The following is an 18,314-nucleotide window of genomic DNA, read 5'->3' as shown; positions in this document are numbered from 1 at the left end:
ACCCGGCTGGCATCAATTCGCTGCATTCCATGCTGCTGCGCTATCTTTAAACCGGTAATTCTAAAAAGCGATGGGTCCACGAAAAACACGAAATACACGAAATAATGCAGTACCCACATTCACCTTTATTTGAACATTTTGCGAGCTTCCGCCTTACGGCGAAATGCCTGCCTACCCCATTTCGTGTATTTCGTGCTTTTCGTGGACAAGTAGCCGTTATTTGGTTAGTGGAATGGAGAAGGAGCTGTACTGTACTTAACCCAGCGTCGGCATCACCAGGGTCGAGGCGCTGTGCTCCGACTGTTCCGGCCAGCGGCTGGTGATGGCCTTTGTGCGGGTATAGAAGTACACGCCTTCCATGCCGTGCATATGCAGATCGCCGAACAGCGAGGACTTCCAGCCGCCGAAGGAAAAGAATGCCATCGGCACCGGAATCGGCACATTGATGCCGACCATGCCGACTTCGATCTCGTGCTGGAAACGTCGCGCCGCTGCACCCGAGCTGGTGAAAATGGCGGTACCGTTGGCGTAAGGATTGCTGTTGACCAGCTTGATGGCTTCATCGTAGCTGGCGACACGCAACACGATCAGCACCGGTCCGAAGATTTCCTCGCGATAAATATCCATTTCGGTGGAAACATGGTCGAATAAGGTCGGCCCGACAAAGTAGCCGTTCTCGAATCCAGGCACACGGATGCCGCGCCCGTCCGTCACCAACGTAGCGCCTTGTGCCACGCCGCTATCGATGAGGCCTACTATTTTGTCGCGGTGCTGCGCCGAAATCACCGGACCCATGTCCACATCCTTGCGGTCACCCGGACCGACCACCAGTTTCTCGGCCTTTTCCTTGAGCCTGGCCACCAATGCTTCAGCGATATTGCCTACTGCCACGACTGTGGAGATCGCCATGCAGCGTTCGCCAGCGGAGCCGTAGGCGGCGCCCATGATGGCGTCTGCAGTGAAATCCAGCGCAGCATCGGGCAATACCACGGCATGATTTTTAGCGCCACCCAGGGCCTGCACGCGCTTGCCGTAATGCGCCGCAGTTTCATAGATGTATTTCGCTACCGGTGTCGAGCCGACAAACGATATGGTGCGCACATCGGGATGACTGAGCAGGGTGTCCACCGCTTCCTTGTCACCGGGCACCACGTTGAACACGCCGTCGGGCAGCCCCGCTTCCTTGAACAATTCCGCCATGCGCAGGCTGCACGAAGGCACTTTTTCAGAGGGCTTGAGCACGAAGGTATTGCCGCAGGCGATGGCGAGCGGGAACATCCACATCGGCACCATCGCCGGGAAGTTGAACGGGGTGATGCCGGCGCACACGCCGATCGGCTGCAGCATGGAATGGCAATCCACGCCGCGGCCAACATTCTCGGCGTGCTCGCCCTTGAGCAGATGCGGCGCGCCGACGGCGAATTCCACTACCTCGATGCCGCGCTGCACCGAGCCGGCCGCATCTTCCAGCGTCTTGCCGTGCTCTTCACTGGCGAGTTGCGCCAGCTCGGCGCGATGCGTTTCGAGCAGATCGCGAAATTTGTTCAGGATGCGGCTGCGGCGCAGCGGCGTGGTTTCGCGCCAGGCCGGGAAGGCTGCCTTGGCGGCTTCAATCGCATTCGTTACATCATCGCGACAGGCCAGCGGCACCTGCCTGATCACCTCGCCGGTAGCCGGGTTGGTCACGTCGGCCCGGCGGCTGCTGCGGCTTTCGGTGCGCTGACCATTGATCCATAGGGGAAGAATTGGTTTGGACATGATTGCTCTCCTGGTTATATTGATGCCGAATGAATTGAGTTCATCACGATCTGGCTATGATGATGTGTTGACAGTGGGTTTCGCGGATAGTCAGTGCGCCGATCAGGCCGACCACGGAAAATGCCAGCATGATGCCCAGCCCGGTCTGGTAGTTGTGTTGCGAATAAACCCGGGCGCCGGCGTGCATCTGTCCGTTCCAGCCCTGATCCATGACCCAGCCCACCAGCGGCTGCAGTATCGCCGCACCCAGAAAGGCGCCGGTATTGATGACGCTGGTCGCCATGCCGGACAGGGCAGGCGGATTGACTTCCTTCGCGCAGGCCCAGGACAGCGTGAAACCGGCGGCGCTGAACCCCATCACGGCAAACAGCAGGTAGTTTTGGCCGGGCGACAAATGCCAGTCGAATACGATGGGCAGCCAGCACAACACATACACTAACAGACCGCCGATGATCACCGGCAGGCGTTTGCCGAGCCGATCCGACAAAGTGCCCAATGCCAATGCGCCCAGCGCGAAACACAGCAACAGCAACATGGTGTGATTGGAGGCGGTGGTGCGCTCCATTCCATACACATCATGCAGGTAGGGGATGGCCCACAGTCCGGCAAATGCGAACAGGCTGCCGCCGATACCGAAGTTGGGCCAGAAGCCGGGCCAGGTGGCGCGGTTCTTCATGACCTTGAGCAAGCCGTCATACCAGTGCCCATGATGATGGGGGTGGGCTTCCTTGCCCTCCAGTTCGCGCATGGTGGGCAGACCCGCCTCGCCCGGATGGCTGCGCACCAGAAACCACACCAGCACCGCCAGCACCAGGGAGAACACGCCGACCGCGACAAAGACATTGCGCCATGAGGTCTGGGTGACGACCCAGACCAGCGGCGTGGCGGCCAGCACAGAGCCCAGGTTGCCCAGCAGCAGCGACATGCCGCCAATGGTGCCGAAATGGCGGTCATGAAACCACACGGCATTCAGCTTCATCAGTGAAATGAACATGGCGGCGACACCGCAACCTACCAGCAAGCGGCCCAGGGTTGCGAGAGCCAGCGTATCGGCTACACCAAACAGCACTGAACCCACGCCGGATACCAGGGCGCCATAGGCAACGACTTTGCGCACGCCCATGGTGTCGGCCATCACACCTACCGGGATTTGCATCACGGTATGCGCATAAAAATATGCCGCCGCCAGGCTGCCCAACCCCGCGCCGCTGGTGTGGAAGGATTGCTGCAGGTTATTGGCGATTGCGGCGGGCGCCAGGCGATGGAAGAACGCCAGCATGTAGCCGATGATCACCAGTGTGTAACTGGTCCAGCGCAAACGGCGCATGCGGGCGTGTATGAGGGTGGGCATTATGGATGGGCCGGTTCAAGATCATTTAGCGAAACGATACTAAATTTCTAATCACGGAGATCACGACAGATGTTGAATCAGGGCAGCCCGGATGTTCTGCACCCTGGATAGGGTTTATCCGAGCCTGCCACTGTCTCCGTGGTTGTTCTGGTGATGCCCCGGTTTAATGAGCCGCGCCAAGGTACGCTGCTTTTACCGCAGGATCATTTTTCAGCTGTTCGGCCGGCCCGTGGCAGGAAATCCGTCCGTTTTCCATGACATAGCCGTAATCCGCGACATTCAGAGCGGCTGCGGCGAACTGCTCGACCAACAGCATGGTGATGCCGCGCGTTTTGAGCTCGCGGATAATGCGGAATACTTCTTCCACCAGCAACGGAGCCAATCCCATTGACGGTTCATCCAGCAGCAATACCTCGGGGTTGAGCATCAGCGCGCGTCCCATGGCCAGCATTTGCTGTTCGCCACCTGACAATGTTCCCGCCAGTTGATTGCGGCGTTCCTGTAGGCGTGGAAACAACTCGAAGATACGATTCAGGTCGCCCTGCACATCGCCGCGTTCGCGTCCGAAGGTCAGGCGCGGGAAGGCACCCAGGGTCAGATTGTCAGTGACCGACAAGGTGGCAAATACGCGCCGGCCTTCCGGCGAGTGTGCCAGACCGGTCCGGGCAATCTTGTGCGAAGCCAGGCCGGTGATGTCCTTGCCGTTGAGCCGGATTTCTCCTCCGGCCGGCTTGATCATGCCGGATACCGCGCGCAAGGTCGTTGTTTTGCCGGCGCCGTTGGAACCGATCAGGGTGACGACTTTACCTTGCGGAACCTCGATGGAAATACCGTGCAGCACTTCTACCTTGCCATAGGCGGCATGTAAATTTTTTACCTGTAACATATATTGAACCTCTTAGGCTGCATCGGCGTTGCCGCCAAGGTAGGCTTCGATTACCTTGGGGTCGGACTGTACTGCGGCAGGCTTGCCCTCGGCGATCTTCTGACCGAAATCCAGTACCGTGACGGTGTCTGAAATACCCATCACCACGTCCATGTGGTGTTCGATGAGAATGACGGTAATACCATGGTCGCGGATCTTCTGGATCATGCCGACCAGTTCCTTGATATCAGGCGCGGTCAGACCGGCGGCTGGCTCATCCAGCAGCAACAGGCTCGGATTCAGACCCAGCGCACGCGCAATTTCCAGCAGGCGCTGTTTGCCATAGGGCAGGTTGCGTGCTTCCTCATTGGCCAGATCAGCAAGGCCTACGAATTGCAGCAAACTGGCGGCACGCAGACGCGCCTCGCGTTTCTCCTTGAGGCAGCGCCGGGTATGGAAGATGACGTCAAACGTATTGCTGCGATAGGTATGGTGCAGCCCTACCAGCACGTTTTCAATGGCGGTCATTTCACCGAATAGCTGCACGTTCTGGAAGGTGCGCGCGATACCCTCGCCGGCAATGGAAGCAGGTGCAGTGCCGGAAATGATCTTGCCGTTGAATTCGATCTCGCCTGCAGTCGGTGTGTAGATGCCGGTGAGCACGTTCATCATCGTGCTTTTGCCTGAACCGTTCGGACCGATCAGGCCGTGTACAGTGCCCTTGGCAATATTCAACTGCACTTCATTGAGGGCCTTCAAGCCGCCAAATTGCATCACGATATTGCGCGCTTCCAGCAAATTGCCGTTGGCGGTGACAGCACGATCCGGCACCGACCAGACATGTCGGGAATCACCCTGATCAGTGATGATTTCATGCCGATGTATCCACTGCGGCCGAAATTTCTGCACGATATTGCGCAGAAATCCCATGATGCCGTCCGGCAGGTAATAGACCACGAACAGGATCATCGCGCCGAAAATGGTCAGCCGGTAGTCGGTAATATTGTCGATCCAGTAACCGAAAGCGGCGAGACCTAGCGTAAATAACAGGGGAATGGCCACCTGTTGGGGGGTGCGCTTTTTGGTGATCACCGTGTAAACCGAATAAAGCACAGCCACTGCCGCCATCGCCACTGCAATTTTTCGGAACAGATCAATATCACCCAAAACATTGGGCAGCAAGACGATAATGATGGCCCCCAGGATCGGGCCGGAACGGGTCTTGCGCCCTCCCATGATCACCGCCAGCAGGAACAGAATAGTCAGTTCGAAGCTGTAGGTATTGGGTGAAATATATTCTTCCGAGTAGGTGAACAGGCTCCCCGCCAAGCCCGCCAGGGCGGCACTGAACACAAAGGCATAAACCTTGTAGGCATATACGCTTACTCCCATGCAGTTGGAAGCCACCGGACTGTCACGCAGCGCTTCGAAAGCGCGTCCAAGATAGGATTTGACGATACGGTGGACCACCGCGATGGTCGCCAGCAACGCGACCAGAACAATGTAGTAATAGTCGGAACCGGTAACCTGATGTCCGAAAAAGACCGGTTTGCGCAATGAAATCCCGAGCGGACCGTTGGTGAGGAAATCCATCTCGTTGATCAGTATCTGCACGATGGTGCCAAATGCCAGCGTCACCATGGCCAGATACGGGCCGGTTACACGTAGCGCCGGTAGCGCCAGAATGGCGCCGAACAACGCGGTCACAACGATACTCGCCGGTACCGCGAGCAAAAATGGCACGCCGAGCTGGAAGTTAAGCACGCCGGCAGTGTAGGAGCCAATCCCGAATAGCGCGGCATGGCCGAGCGAGACTTCGCCCACATAACCTACGACGATGTCGAGACCAAGCAGCAGGATTGCATAGATACCGATGACCACCATCAGGTGGATGTAATAAGGATTTGTCCAGATCAAAGGCAACACCGCAAGCGCGGCGATTGCCAGAATGAGAGAGATTTTTTTGATGGCGCCCATGTTATACCTTGTTGATAACGGTTTTACCGAACAGACCGGCGGGCTTGATTGCGAGCACCAGCAGTAGCAGTACCAGACCAGGAACGTCCTTGTAACCCGTGGAGAGATAGAAGCCGGTGGTGGTTTCTGCGATACCCAGTAACAGGCCGCCGACGATCACGCCCATGCCGCTATTGAGACCGCCGATAATTGCGACCGAGAAAGCTTTCAGTCCAAGCACCACGCCCATGGTGGCGCCAGTAAGTGTCAACGGGGCGATCAGTACGCCTGCGAAAGCGGCAGTCATTGAACTCAAGGCATAGGAGAACGTGATCACCATGCGGGTATTGATGCCCATCAGCCCGGCGGCGTCGCGGTCATTGGAAGTCGCCACGACTGCCTTGCCATAGATGGATTTGCGATTGAATATTTCCACGGCCAGCATCATGCCGAGGGCGCCAATCACAACGACGATTTCCATAGGCAGCACATGGATGCCATGAAAAGTGAGCGGGGATTCGGGGAGCGGGGAAGGAAACTTGAGATCGTCGCGACCCCAGATGTTTTCTGCCACGTTTTTGAAAATAGTGGCCAGGGCAATCGTGCCCATGATCCAGCCGAATTCGGATTTGTTCTTGAGTGCGGGCCGCACGGCGACGCGTTCTACCACGACTCCCTGCAGTGCGCCGAAAATCAGTACCAACGGGATCATCAGCCAGTAATTCATATGGCCAACCAGGGTCAGGCCGACCAATGCGCCCAGCATCAGCGCCTCGCCTTGACCGAAGTTAAGGGTGCGCGAAGTGGCAAATGTCAGTTGGTAGCCAAAGGCAATCACAGCGTAAATCATGCCGAGTGATATGCCGCTTACAATCAGTTGCGCGAAAATTTGCATAGGGAGCTTTCCATCTAAAATGAGCCGGGAACGGGGCCCGTTTCCGGCTCATGATTTGCTACTGGTTTAACCTGTGCACAGATTACTTTTTGGAATGAGGCTTGACTTGTTTCGGCCCTGCCAGATCAGCTTCGTCAGCATAAACCACACGCCCGTCCTTGACTTCACCCATGACGGTCATATTCATGGTGATAGCTTCATGATTGTCGTGAGTGTAAGGGTGGTTGTATGTCGTGACTACACCAACGACCGGGGTACGCAAGTTTTCCAGCGCTTGACGGATTTTAGGGCCATCGGTGCTGCCAGCCTGCTTGATGGCGGCCGCCAGAAGGTACATTGAGTCGTAGCCCTGAGCAGCGGAGACCGGGGAAGGAATGCGATCGACTTTATAAGCCTGTTGATAGGCGGTAATAAATGCCTTGCGCTTCGGCGTATTGGGTTCCTGGATGAAGGTTTGCGGCATGCGTGCACCTTCACCGTTCTTGCCGGCATTGTCGATGAAGTTGCCCATTGACAGCGTCCAGCTGCCGATCATCGGTACTTTCCATCCCAGTTTTTCCATGCCGTTGGCGATCTGCGCCAGCTCAGGTCCGATGCCGTAAGTCAGGATCGCTTGGGCTCCGGCCGCTTTGGCCTTGAGCAACTGGGCGGTCATGTCCACATCCTTGATATTGAATTTTTCTTCTGCAACCGGCTTGATGCCTTTCGCCGCCAGCGCTTTTTCCAGATCTTCGCGACCCAGCTGACCGTAGTTGGTCGAGTCAGCGAGGATGGCTACCTTGGTGAATTTGCGCTTTACGATCGCGTCGTTGACGATCATTGCAGACTGGATGGTGTCGTTGGCAGAAGTGCGGAATACGTAGTTGTCAGGATATTGCGGGGGCAGGAACTGTTTGGTGACGATGGAGCCGGTAGCGACGTTGTTGATGACCGGGATCTTCGCTTCTTGATAGAAGCGCTGTGCTGCCAGCGATACGCCGGTATTAATGAATCCCAGTGCTGCAACCACATGTTCCCGGTTGATCAGTTCCTGGGTGACTTGAATGCCGCGGCTGTTATCCGCCTGATCATCACGCTCAATCAACTCGATCTGGCGACCCAGGATGCCGCCGCTGCGATTAATTTCAGCTGCCGCCAATTTCACACCGTCACGCATGCTGACGCCCATCGGTGCGGAACCGCCGGTGAAGGGGCCGGAAACGCCGATCTTGATTGGTTCCGCAGCAATTGTTGCGGAGGAGGCGCACAGCGCAAGCGCTGCTACCAATGTCTTAAGGCTATTTTTCATATACTGCTCCATGGGTCGTGGTTGTAATGTCAAACCGCGTGGCGGATTGACGGCAGGTTCCATGCCGCTGAAAGGCGGCGACGGAATTTCATATTATAAAATTCATTGCTGCACTGTGGGATACTCTAGCTGATTATTTTCCCGATTTCAAGAATTCGTGTGAATACAAAATTAATCAAACCATTGATAATATTATTCAATTCTAATGTTGTTCTATGCTCAAATATTTCAGGCTCTAGGCATTCACCAAAATAATCAATACCCGATAGGGGCCATGCGCTCCCAGCGTAACGGTCTGTTCGATGTCGGCCGTTCGCGAAGGCCCGGAAATGAAGTTGACCGCGCGCGGTGGAGCTTTGTGTTCTTTACGCAGCAGATCCCAGGCATCTTCCATCGAGGCCACAATTCGCCGGGTATTCAGGATGGCAATATGGGTTTCCGGCAACAGGCTGTTGCTGGGTGGCGTTTCCGGCCCGGACAGCATCATCAGCGTGCCGGTTTCAGCAATCGCGCAAAATGTGCCGGTGATGCCCACCATGTCCTGGCTATTGGCACCCCGCACTGCAATCTCCAGATTGGCCTCACCCCAAGGCAGGCTACCGACAACCGGCCAACATGCACCGCGGGGCGGTAGTCCCCGCTCTGCCAGGTAATGCGCTACCTGTGCGGGAATCTCACCCGGGTGAGCGACCTCGATTACATCGCTGGATAACTGTAAGGCACGCTCCCTGAAATGTGTGATTAGATTATCTCGTAGCGCGGGTGCCGGCCCGCGTGGATGCTCGACGAGATAGGCATCGATTTCAGCGTCATGATTGCCGATTGCAGTGCCAATCCGGGCCAGGATCCGCTCGCGCGCGCTCAAGAGAGTTTCCTTTGGCGATAAAGTTCCCGGAAAGTTTTTCCTTGCGGCGCAGGCATGTCCCGGCCAGCAGTCCAGCCGGATGCGCCGGGAAGGTGATGCAACATGCGTTCCTTGCCGCCGGCGAAATGCAAAATACGAACGGTGATTTTAATCACCATGGCATAGACCGCAGGACGACGAGCCATCCATCCCCATAGCTTCAAAGCCAGTTTTTCCTGCCACGATTTCAGGCCTAGTGACATCTGCTTTTCGCGTAACTGGCGCAATAGATCCGGCAATGGAATTTTTACCGGACACACCACTCCGCAAGCGCCGCACAGCGTAGAAGCGTTAGGCAGGTCTGGCGCATTCTCCAAACCCACAAAGGTTGGCGTCAAAATCGAGCCCATCGGTCCGGGATATACCCAGCCATAGGCATGGCCTCCGATGTTCTGATACACCGGGCAATGATTCATGCACGCGCCACAACGAATGCAACGCAGCATGCTTTGCATATCGCCGCCGAGCAAGCTGCTGCGGCCGTTGTCGACCAGGATGATGTGAAAATGTTCGGGACCGTCATGATCGGCAGCGTCCTTTGTGCCGGTGAGCATCGACACATAGTTGGTGATGGACTGGCCGGTGGCGGAACGCGGCAACAGACGCAGCAGGGTGGTAACGTCTTCCAGAGTCGGCACCACCTTTTCGATTCCGGTAATGGCGACATGAACCCGCGGCAGTGTTGTGACCAGGCGGCCATTGCCTTCATTCGTAACTATCAGCGCCGACCCGGTTTCGGCGATCAGGAAATTGGCCCCCGAGATGCCCATGTCAGCTGCAAGAAACGCAGGACGCAAAATTTCCCGGGCTTCGCGGCATAACTCGGGAATGCCGGTTTTGCGCGGTAGCTGGTGCTTCTCCGCGAACAGGTCGGCGATATCCTCCTTGTTTTTGTGCACCACAGGCGCAACGATATGGGAGGGCGCTTCGTGGGCGAGTTGAAGAATATATTCACCCAGGTCGGTCTCAACCACCTCGACGCCCGCGTGCTCCAGTGCTTCATTCAAGCCGCACTCTTCGGTCACCATCGATTTGGATTTAGCGACCCTGCGAACGTTATGCAGGGTGGCAATTTCCGTAACGATGCGATTGACATCTGCACCGCTTTCAGCCCAGTGAACAAGGGCGCCGCGGGCAATGGCCTGTTGTTCGAAATGGAGCAGCCACTGATCCAGATTCTTCAGTACGCGGTCGCGGATTGCGGCCGCTGCGGTGCGGGTCTCCTCGAAATCGGCAATTTCGCCGATGACAGCTGCACGCCCCTCAACAAAGCGGGTTTGCAGGCGCGACAGGGCATTCTGCAATTTTTCGTCGTTGAGTTTTTCTGTGACCGAGCGTTTGAAATGGATGGAAGACACTTGCATCAATCGTCCCCCTCATTACCCGCCAGAACTTCCGCGATATGCAGTACCTGCGTCGTGTGATTGCCGCGACGGCGCAGGCGCCCCTCTATGTTGAGCAGACAGCCGAGATCGCCTGCGACTATGGCGTCAACGCCGGCAGCTTCGATGTGGCGACATTTGTTGTCCGCCATGCGCGTGGACAATTCCCCGAATTTAACTGCAAATGCTCCGCCAAAACCGCAGCAAGTGGTGGCTTCTGCCATTTCCTTTACGGTTACGCCGGGCATTGTTGCCAACAAGGCGCGAGGCTGGTCCCGTATGCCCAATTCCCGCAGCCCGGAACATGAATCGTGATAAGTGAGCGTGCCTGCAAAGTGGCCGGGGGCTGCATCGAACTTGACCACATTCACCAGAAAATCGGCCAGCTCGTAGGTGCGCTGGGCGAGCAGGGAAATTCTGTTCAGGACGGTCGGGTCATCGCGAAACAAGTCGGGGTAATGCACCCGGATCATGCCTGCGCAGGAGCCGGAAGGCGCCACAACATAGTCGCAGGTCTCGAATTCATCGAGCAATTTTAGCGCCAGCGTTTTGGCGGTTTCCCGGTCGCCGGAGTTGTAGCCGGGCTGGCCGCAACAGGTTTGATTTTCTGGTACGACGACCTGGCACCCGGCAGCTTCCAGCAATCTGAGGCTGGCAAAACCAATGCGAGGGCGCATCGCATCAACCAGGCAGGTTACAAATAAACCCACACGCATTACTTCATCTCCTGGATCAATAGCAGTCAAGTCAAATACCTGTCAGGCCACTCCATCACGGCATAAGCAGGCTGGTGCTGCTATGCTGCCGGGAAAATATTTTGCATAATGATCCTATGTTTCATATGCTGCAACTGCACTGCAACAATAATCAAGATCGGGAGGGGAAGGCAATTGAGTAAGGATGAACCCAAATCATCGATTCAAGTCATTGACCGCATGATGAAATTATTAAATGTATTGGCTGACCATGTCGAACCCCTGGGCCTTAAACAATTGGCAGCACAGACCAGCCTGCATCCTTCAAGCGCGCATCGTATCTTGGGTGTAATGGTGGAAAAAGGCCTGGTAGAGCGGGTTGAACCAGGTAGCTACCAACTCGGTATCAAGTTGCTTGAGCTGGGAAATCTGGTCAAGGCACGTATCAATGTGCGTCAGGTGGCGTTGCCTTTCATGCAAAAACTGCGTGACGAACTGGACGAGACGGTGAATCTGACATTGCGTCAAGGCGACGAAATCGTCTATGTCGAACGAGTGACTGCGGCCAAGTCAATGATGCGCGTCGTGCAGGTGGTCGGGACGCGCGCGCCACTGCATATTACTGCGGTCGGCAAAATATTTCTTGCCCAGGATGGCCAGCAAAGCTGCGAGGAGTATGCACTGCGTAGCGGCATGCCGGCTTTTACCAAGGATACGATTACCACGCTAGACAGACTTCGGGAGGAAGTTGAAAAGGCCCGGCGTGCCGGATTCGCTATTGATAAAGAAGAGGCTGAAAAAGGGGTTTGCTGTATCGGAGCCGGAATTTGCGACTCTTCAGGAAAGTTGGTAGCCGGGTTGTCTATTTCTGCACCCGCAGATCGGATCAACTACAAATGGTCGGGAAGGGTAAAAGGAATCGCGGACGAAATTTCCAGGGCCATGGGCTACCTAGGCTAGGCAGTATCCAGGCTTTCCAAGGGAAACAGGCAGCAGACATAATCCGCACAAATCCGATAGACTGATGGCGTCCGTTGTAGGCCAACCATGGGAACGCTTGGGGGCGAGTTTTGCAGGAAACTTTTTATCGGCCTGACAGTGAGGTGTTGCGTTCCACGCGAACCCTGCCTGCGGCCATTTACAATCTCGCGCATACGTTGCTGGTGCAAAGTCAGACTGGGTGTGTATTTGTGCCGATTCGTACCATGCAATATATGGCCGTGCTCGATGCAGCAGAATTCATTTTTGTGGATCGGGAACGACCCGGTTTGATTGAGTTGGCCTGGCAATCTTTTCATCCCGGTAGCCGGACTGCATTGGAAGATCCCGTGTCGTTCGACCTGGTGTACTACGACGAACGCGCCGCACTCACTATGCAGCGGCTGATCGCGGAATTTTACAAGGCTTTGGTACTGTTATCCGAACGTCGGGTAACCGGCTCCCCCCCGGCAAAAATTCTCAGTTTTTCGCGTAAGCACTAGATGAGTGCCGCTGGAACCTGCCGTCGAGTTTGAGCGCGACCGTAGTGGGTGCCAGGTGCTCCAGCCAGGCTTTAATGCGCTCAGCGTCGGCAACCCGCGCATATTTCCCGCCATCCAGCAAAACAATAATAACTTCTTTTCGGGCGATTTTTGCCTGCATCACCAGGCAATGCCCCGCTTCATTGATAAAGCCAGTCTTGGACAGTCCGATACTCCAGTTTTCATTGCGTACCAAGCGGTTGGTGTTATGAAATTCGACACGTTTTACGATATGTCGCCATTCTTTTTTGTGCCTGTGCCCTACGCGTACCAACGCTGGTCGAGTGATTTCATAGCTGCCTGTGGTCGTGATGTCGCGTATTTGCGGGTAATGAGTGGCCGCTTCCACCATTTTTGCCAAATCCTCAGCTGTGGAACGGTTATTGCTGGATAAGCCCGTAGGATCTTCAAATGTAGTGTGTTGCATGTTGAGCGCGCGTGCTTTGTTGTTCATGGCATTGATAAAAAGCCGGAGTCCGCCCGGATAATTTCGCGCCAGTGCATAAGCTGCGCGGTTTTCAGAAGCAATCAGAGCGAGATGGAGAAGCTCTCCGCGGCTGAGTGTGGTGCCGACAGCCAGACGTGAACTGCTGTGACGTAAATAGTCCACATCTAGCGGACTGATGGTGATGTCTTCGTCCATGGGCTGATGCGCGTCCAGTATGACCATGGCGGTCATCAGCTTGGTAATTGAAGCAATCGGGGTCTGGGTATCAATATTTTTTTGATATAAAGCTTGTCCGTTATCCTGATTCAGTACCAATACGGATAGGGAATTGAGTTGTGGTTCATTCAGTTGCAGGCTGGATACGGCCTCGATATTGTTTTCCGCGCTGTTGGAGTGGTGAGTACGAGTGCTACGGGGATCGGCATGCGCGACCGATATAGTAGTGAGGGAAGCGACCAGAAGAGTAAATAGCTTGGCATTCATGATGTATTGGAGTGGGGCGCGTGGAATGGAATGTATCAAAAAAAGCGGCACTTGACGCAATAACTTTAGATTTATTTTAACTATCGGGCGGGGTATCCAGAAAGTCCTGATTTTCGTTGACACAAATGATGATTTCAAATTATAAAGAACGACATGGGAGCTGGTCTGCATAAAATGCTCGAAAAAATAGACATAACTGCGCTCCCATCGCTCCCGCATCTATTGCTAAAGCTACTGGCAGTTTGCGATCAGGAGGATGTGACCATAGGGGATCTTGCCGCGTTGTTACGGCAAGATGCGGTATTGAGCGCGAAGGTGATTGCTTCCGCCAGCTCGCGTATTTCCATGGTGTCGACACGACAGGGTTTGCTGCTATCTGCATTGCAGACGCTGGGAGTTGAAGAAGTACGGGGAATTGCCTTGAATTCGGCGTTGATCGGCGCTACCGTCAGATCGGCCGCGGATTGGTATAAAATCAGGCAGCTATGGCGGCATGCGGTACTCACTGCGCAAATGGCACAAGCGCTGGCGGTCAAAACAGCTTATGCGGATAGCGAGGAAGCTTATCTGGCAGGTCTATTGCACGATATTGGGCGAAATGCACTATGGGCAGGCTATCCGGCCGATTATATCAATGTACAGGCCAACTCGCAGGATGAGGGTGTGCTTATGGCACGCGAGTCTCGCTTGCTGGGTGTTAACCATGCAGAGGTGGGCGGCGCCATTGCACGTAGCTGGGGCATGCGTTCGTTCCTTGCGGACGCGATACGTTATCACCATGAGACGGCAACCCGACTCACCAACGCGCACCCGTTGTTGCGGATTGTGAGTGTAGCTCAGCACCTCACCGAACTGGACGAGAACAAACCGCATGATGCGCAAATGTTGAGCTTGTTGAATCTGTCACCTGCCGATGCACAGGCAGTTGCCCAGCTTGCCCATGAGCGTTTGCATGAGGCAGAACATAGCCTCGGCTTGAATTCCGAGCCGGTGGCGGAATTGGCAGATACCGCCACTCGCACAGAAGAAGGCGAGCGCCGGCGCCACCGGGCTGATCCTGGCCGAGTAAGTCCGTCGGCACAGGAAGTGGCTGACCAGCGAGTTCGCGAGAAATTGGCAGAACGCGTACGTGATATGGTGATGTTCGATACACTGAAAAACGGCATGTTTGCTGCGGTTGACAATGCGGCTTGGCGCGGTGCGCTTAACCACAGTCTGCAGGCGGCATTTGGATTGAAGGATGTGATGCTGTTTCTGCCGCAAGGGCGGGATGGCATGTTGCGGGGTGTGGGTGAGGCTGCCGAAGGCTTGGCCAGTCAAATACTTATCCCGCCCGATGATCCATACAGCATGCTGGCACTGACTCTGCGCCAGGGCCAGCCTGCACACAGTCTGCAGCCTGATACAACGGCATTGACGGTGCTGGATGAGCAAGTAATAGGCTTGACCGGGAAAAGTGGCATGTTGTGTTTGCCGCTTCTGGATACAGGCGTGCCAATGGGATTAGTGGTATGCGGAATAGATCAGGCAGATGTTGCCTTGCTGGACGAACGTTTGCCTCTGCTGACGCGCTTTATACGGCAGGCTGCGCGGGCGCTACGCCAAAAACAGGCTGTCAAGGCCGCATCGGCACCGCGTAACGAGCAGGCACGAAAAATAATGCATGAGGTCAATAATCCGCTCAATATTGTCAAAAATTATCTGCGTATTTTGGGAGCCAAGCTCCCCCAGGATGACCCGGCGCATGGTGACCTGAAAATCATTACTGACGAAATTGATCGCGTCGGTAGCCTGCTTAAAGGATTGCTGGGCGGGCAGACAAACGGCAACAAGGCAGTAGCCGCAGCGGTGGATATAAACCGGTTGGTGCTCGAAGTGGTGGGCTTGCTCAAACCCACATTGCTTACCCCAGGGCGGGTACAGGTGGAAACCTTGCTTGCGGCCGATCTCCCGGAGTTGCTTAGCGATGCCGGTCAAATCAAGCAGATACTGCACAATTTGATTAAAAATGCGGCAGAGGCAATGTCCGAAGGCGGCAAGTTGCGCCTTGCGACAAGCCGGTTGCAACAAGGCCCGGACATGTGGGTTGAACTGCGTATTGAAGACAGCGGTCCCGGTATCCCGGAAGCAATCCGCACCCAATTATTCCGTCCGCTGGCTACTACCAAGGATGGAGATCACGCAGGTCTTGGGTTATCCATCGTTCACGGTTTGGTGAAGGGTCTTGGCGGTGTAATCGAGTGTGAGGCACAACCCGTCGGAACCGCATTCATTGTGCGTCTTCCGGCCAACGGCAAGCGCCATTAGTCTTTAGCGAGGATACTCATGCTGGCAGAATTAAAGAAGCGCATTATTGACGGCCAGGTGCACGAGGTATTCAGTGTGCCGCGCATCCTCGTGGTGGATGATGAGCCATTGTTACGCGACAGTCTGCGCGATATTTTGCTGCAAAACGGATATGAAGCCAGTGCGGCGCGCAACGGTCGCGATGCGCTGGTGCAGATAGCACGTCAGCATTTTGACGCGATTCTGCTGGACCTGTTCATGCCTGATATTCATGGCACCGAGGTACTGGATTTCATCGCCAAGCGGGGTCTGGATACGCCGGTGATTGTGGTGAGTGGCGACGACTCGGTGGATTCGGTGATCAACGCGCTGCGCGGAGGAGCCCAGGACTTCTTGCGCAAGCCATACCAGCCCGATGAAATGCTCAAGCGTGTTGGAAATGTCATCCAGCGCCGCCGGCTGGAACTGGAAAACCGATCCGTGCTGCAGCAGATGGAACAGTCGGAAAAATGGCATCGATTCCTGGTCAATAGCTCACCGGATTTTATCTATACCCTGGATTGTGAAGGTCGTTTTACCTTCGTCAATGACCGTGTCGAATCTCTGCTGGGCTACAAGCACGACGAGTTGCTTGGTCAGCATTACACTGCCGTGGTCTTCGACGACGATTTTAATCAGGCGCAGTATGTGTTTAATGAACGCCGCACTGGAAAACGTGCCTCACGCTATGTTGAGCTGCGCTTGAAATGCAAGGAATGCTCACGCTCCAATGGGGCTGAAGGCCGGATTCTGGTGGTGGAACTCAACGCGATTGGCATGTACGAGCAGCCAGACAACAAATTTGCATCGCGCTACCTGGGCACCTACGGTGTGGCGAAGGATATCAGCGAGCGTAAAAAAGCCGAAGAAACGATTCACTATCAAGCGTACCACGATCTGCTGACTGGCCTCCCTAATCGCGTGCTATTCAAGGATCGCCTCAATCTTGCCATTGCCCAGGCGCGCCGCAGTAGCGAGATGTTCGCGGTGATGTGTCTGGACATGGATCATTTCAAAGTGGTCAATGATACGCTGGGCCATGTTGTTGGCGACGAATTGCTGCTTGCGGTGACCGCACGCCTGCACGGATGTTTGCGAGAAGGCGATACGCTCGCGCGCATGGGCGGGGATGAATTCTGTCTGTTGTTGCCACAAATCAGTGGTATCGAAGTGGTAGGAAGCATTGCGGAAAAGGTGACTGTTGCGTTGAGCAAGCCGTTCCATATCGACCATCGGGAATTGTTCGCAACAGTAAGCATCGGTGTATCGCTTTATCCCGCTGACGGCGAAACGGGTGACAGTCTCATCAAGCATGCCGACATCGCGCTTTATCATGCCAAAACCTGTGGCCGCGACAACTGCCAGTTATTCCATATGGGCATGAATGTGCCGCTCTCCAATCGCTTGTCACTGGAGAACGACTTGCGCCATGCCCTGGAACGCAACCAGCTGGTTGCGTACTATCAGCCGCAGGTTGACCTTAAGCGCGGACACATCGTCGGGTTTGAGTGTTTGATACGCTGGCAACATCCAGTGCGTGGCCTGATCTCGCCGGCGGAATTCATTCCGCTTGCAGAAGAAACCGGCATGATTACTGCAATTGGCAAATGGATGCTGGATACCGCATGTCAGCAGCTTAAAGTCTGGAAAACCCGGGAACTGCCGCCAGTGCGGCTGGCCATTAATATTTCTCCCAGGCAGATGGAGCAGCCTGACTTTGTCGAACACATTCTGAATGCGCTACACCAGCATGGCCTGGATCAGGGCATGCTGGAAGTGGAAATTACCGAAAACCTGATCATGAAAGACGTAGAGCGTACCGTTGAAAAGCTTAAACAACTCAGCGCCAGCGGCATCAAGATTGCAATCGATGATTTTGGCACCGGTTACTCCTCGCTCAATTACCTGAAAAAATTTCCCATCCATACCATCAAAATTGACCAGTCATTTATCGCGGATATTGAGCGCGATGGCGATACTTCAATTGTCACCGCGATTATTGCCATGGCCAAGGGTTTGCATCTGAACCTGATAGCCGAAGGTGTGGAGACAGAAAACCAGCTCGCCTTTCTGCGCAGGATGGAGTGTGATGAAATACAAGGGTACCTGTTAAGCGAGCCGCTCACCGCACAGGCTGCCACCACGATGCTGATAGAGAATATAACGCCACTGGCGATGTTTGCTGGAAGATAGATTTCGCGCCCAGCCGTCCGGCGCTGTGTGCCTTGGTCCTTCCTGGTCCCAAAGATCGGGCTGAATCCCTGATTTAAGATTTCCCCCTGTACCTGACGTCCGCCGGGTAACTCTCCCGTCCAATTTTCAGAATCCCGCAAATGGATTCACTGAACCTTGGATATTTATCCAGCCCGAGTAACAGGCCTCCGTATCGAATTTTCCTTCGGCATATATAGCCTGGCCGCAGATTCGGCCAGGCTGAGCATTTG

The 18,314-nt window shown here is 55.1% G+C and carries 14 protein-coding genes; 4 read left to right on the top strand and 10 right to left on the bottom strand.

All coding sequences use genetic code 11. The features are described 5' to 3' along the window. Positions 1-255 precede the first annotated feature (255 nt). From EI185_RS05455 to EI185_RS05415, 9 genes are all read right to left on the bottom strand, one after another. A complete protein-coding gene (locus EI185_RS05455; RefSeq protein WP_124704117.1) occupies positions 256-1,758 on the bottom strand; it encodes a CoA-acylating methylmalonate-semialdehyde dehydrogenase in 1,503 nt (500 codons plus the stop codon). A gap of 43 nt (positions 1,759-1,801) precedes the next feature. Beyond that, a complete protein-coding gene (locus EI185_RS05450) occupies positions 1,802-3,109 on the bottom strand; it encodes an MFS transporter (RefSeq protein WP_124704116.1) in 1,308 nt (435 codons plus the stop codon). Between the two features lie 163 nt (positions 3,110-3,272). Beyond that, positions 3,273-3,995 (bottom strand): ABC transporter ATP-binding protein, encoded by a 723-nt coding sequence (locus EI185_RS05445; RefSeq protein ID WP_124704115.1) that lies wholly within the window; start codon positions 3,993-3,995, stop codon positions 3,273-3,275. Positions 3,996-4,007: 12 nt separating this feature from the next. Beyond that, positions 4,008-5,951, bottom strand: a complete 1,944-nt coding sequence (locus tag EI185_RS05440) for a branched-chain amino acid ABC transporter ATP-binding protein/permease (RefSeq protein WP_124704114.1) — start codon at positions 5,949-5,951, stop codon at positions 4,008-4,010. 1 nt (position 5,952) lies between these two features. Beyond that, complete coding sequence (locus tag EI185_RS05435; protein ID WP_124704113.1) at positions 5,953-6,825, bottom strand: branched-chain amino acid ABC transporter permease; 873 nt, start codon at positions 6,823-6,825, stop codon at positions 5,953-5,955. Positions 6,826-6,907: 82 nt separating this feature from the next. Continuing rightward, on the bottom strand, positions 6,908-8,113 hold the full coding sequence (locus EI185_RS05430; RefSeq protein WP_124704112.1) for an ABC transporter substrate-binding protein: 1,206 nt from the start codon (positions 8,111-8,113) through the stop codon (positions 6,908-6,910). A gap of 235 nt (positions 8,114-8,348) precedes the next feature. After that, entirely contained in the window at positions 8,349-8,978 is a 630-nt protein-coding gene (locus EI185_RS05425) for a LutC/YkgG family protein (RefSeq protein WP_124704111.1), read from the bottom strand. Next, positions 8,975-10,381 (bottom strand): LutB/LldF family L-lactate oxidation iron-sulfur protein, encoded by a 1,407-nt coding sequence (locus tag EI185_RS05420; protein ID WP_124704110.1) that lies wholly within the window; start codon positions 10,379-10,381, stop codon positions 8,975-8,977. Before EI185_RS05420 ends, EI185_RS05425 begins: the two co-directional genes overlap by 4 nt. Then, positions 10,381-11,115, bottom strand: coding sequence for a (Fe-S)-binding protein (locus EI185_RS05415; protein WP_124704109.1), 735 nt, complete (start codon positions 11,113-11,115; stop codon positions 10,381-10,383). The genes EI185_RS05420 and EI185_RS05415 overlap by 1 nt, the downstream gene beginning before the upstream one ends. A 174-nt stretch (positions 11,116-11,289) precedes the next feature. On the opposite strand from EI185_RS05415, the gene EI185_RS05410 reads away from it, so the two are divergent. Together EI185_RS05410 and EI185_RS05405 are read left to right on the top strand one after the other, a co-directional pair. Continuing rightward, positions 11,290-12,054 (top strand): IclR family transcriptional regulator, encoded by a 765-nt coding sequence (locus tag EI185_RS05410; RefSeq protein WP_223247687.1) that lies wholly within the window; start codon positions 11,290-11,292, stop codon positions 12,052-12,054. 110 nt (positions 12,055-12,164) lie between these two features. After that, a complete protein-coding gene (locus EI185_RS05405; RefSeq protein WP_124704107.1) occupies positions 12,165-12,575 on the top strand; it encodes a hypothetical protein in 411 nt (136 codons plus the stop codon). Here the strand turns inward: EI185_RS05405 and EI185_RS05400 are convergent. Beyond that, entirely contained in the window at positions 12,553-13,716 is a 1,164-nt protein-coding gene (locus tag EI185_RS05400) for a serine hydrolase (RefSeq protein ID WP_223247686.1), read from the bottom strand. The two genes, EI185_RS05405 and EI185_RS05400, sit on opposite strands and share 23 nt — an antisense overlap. Between EI185_RS05400 and EI185_RS05395 the strand changes: the two genes are divergently transcribed. Continuing rightward, positions 13,699-15,852 carry an HDOD domain-containing protein gene (locus EI185_RS05395; RefSeq protein WP_124704106.1) on the top strand — a complete coding sequence of 718 codons (2,154 nt, stop codon included), beginning with the start codon at positions 13,699-13,701 and terminating at the stop codon, positions 15,850-15,852. The two genes, EI185_RS05400 and EI185_RS05395, sit on opposite strands and share 18 nt — an antisense overlap. Positions 15,853-15,870: 18 nt before the next feature. Further along, complete coding sequence (locus EI185_RS05390; protein WP_124704105.1) at positions 15,871-18,063, top strand: putative bifunctional diguanylate cyclase/phosphodiesterase; 2,193 nt, start codon at positions 15,871-15,873, stop codon at positions 18,061-18,063. Positions 18,064-18,314: the final 251 nt, after the last annotated feature.

This window comes from Sulfuriferula multivorans, assembly GCF_003851125.1.
Taxonomy (GTDB): Bacteria; Pseudomonadota; Gammaproteobacteria; order Burkholderiales; family Sulfuriferulaceae; genus Sulfuriferula; species Sulfuriferula multivorans.
Note: the sequence above shows the minus strand (reverse complement) of the source record. Positions and strands in the feature narration are given on the sequence as shown.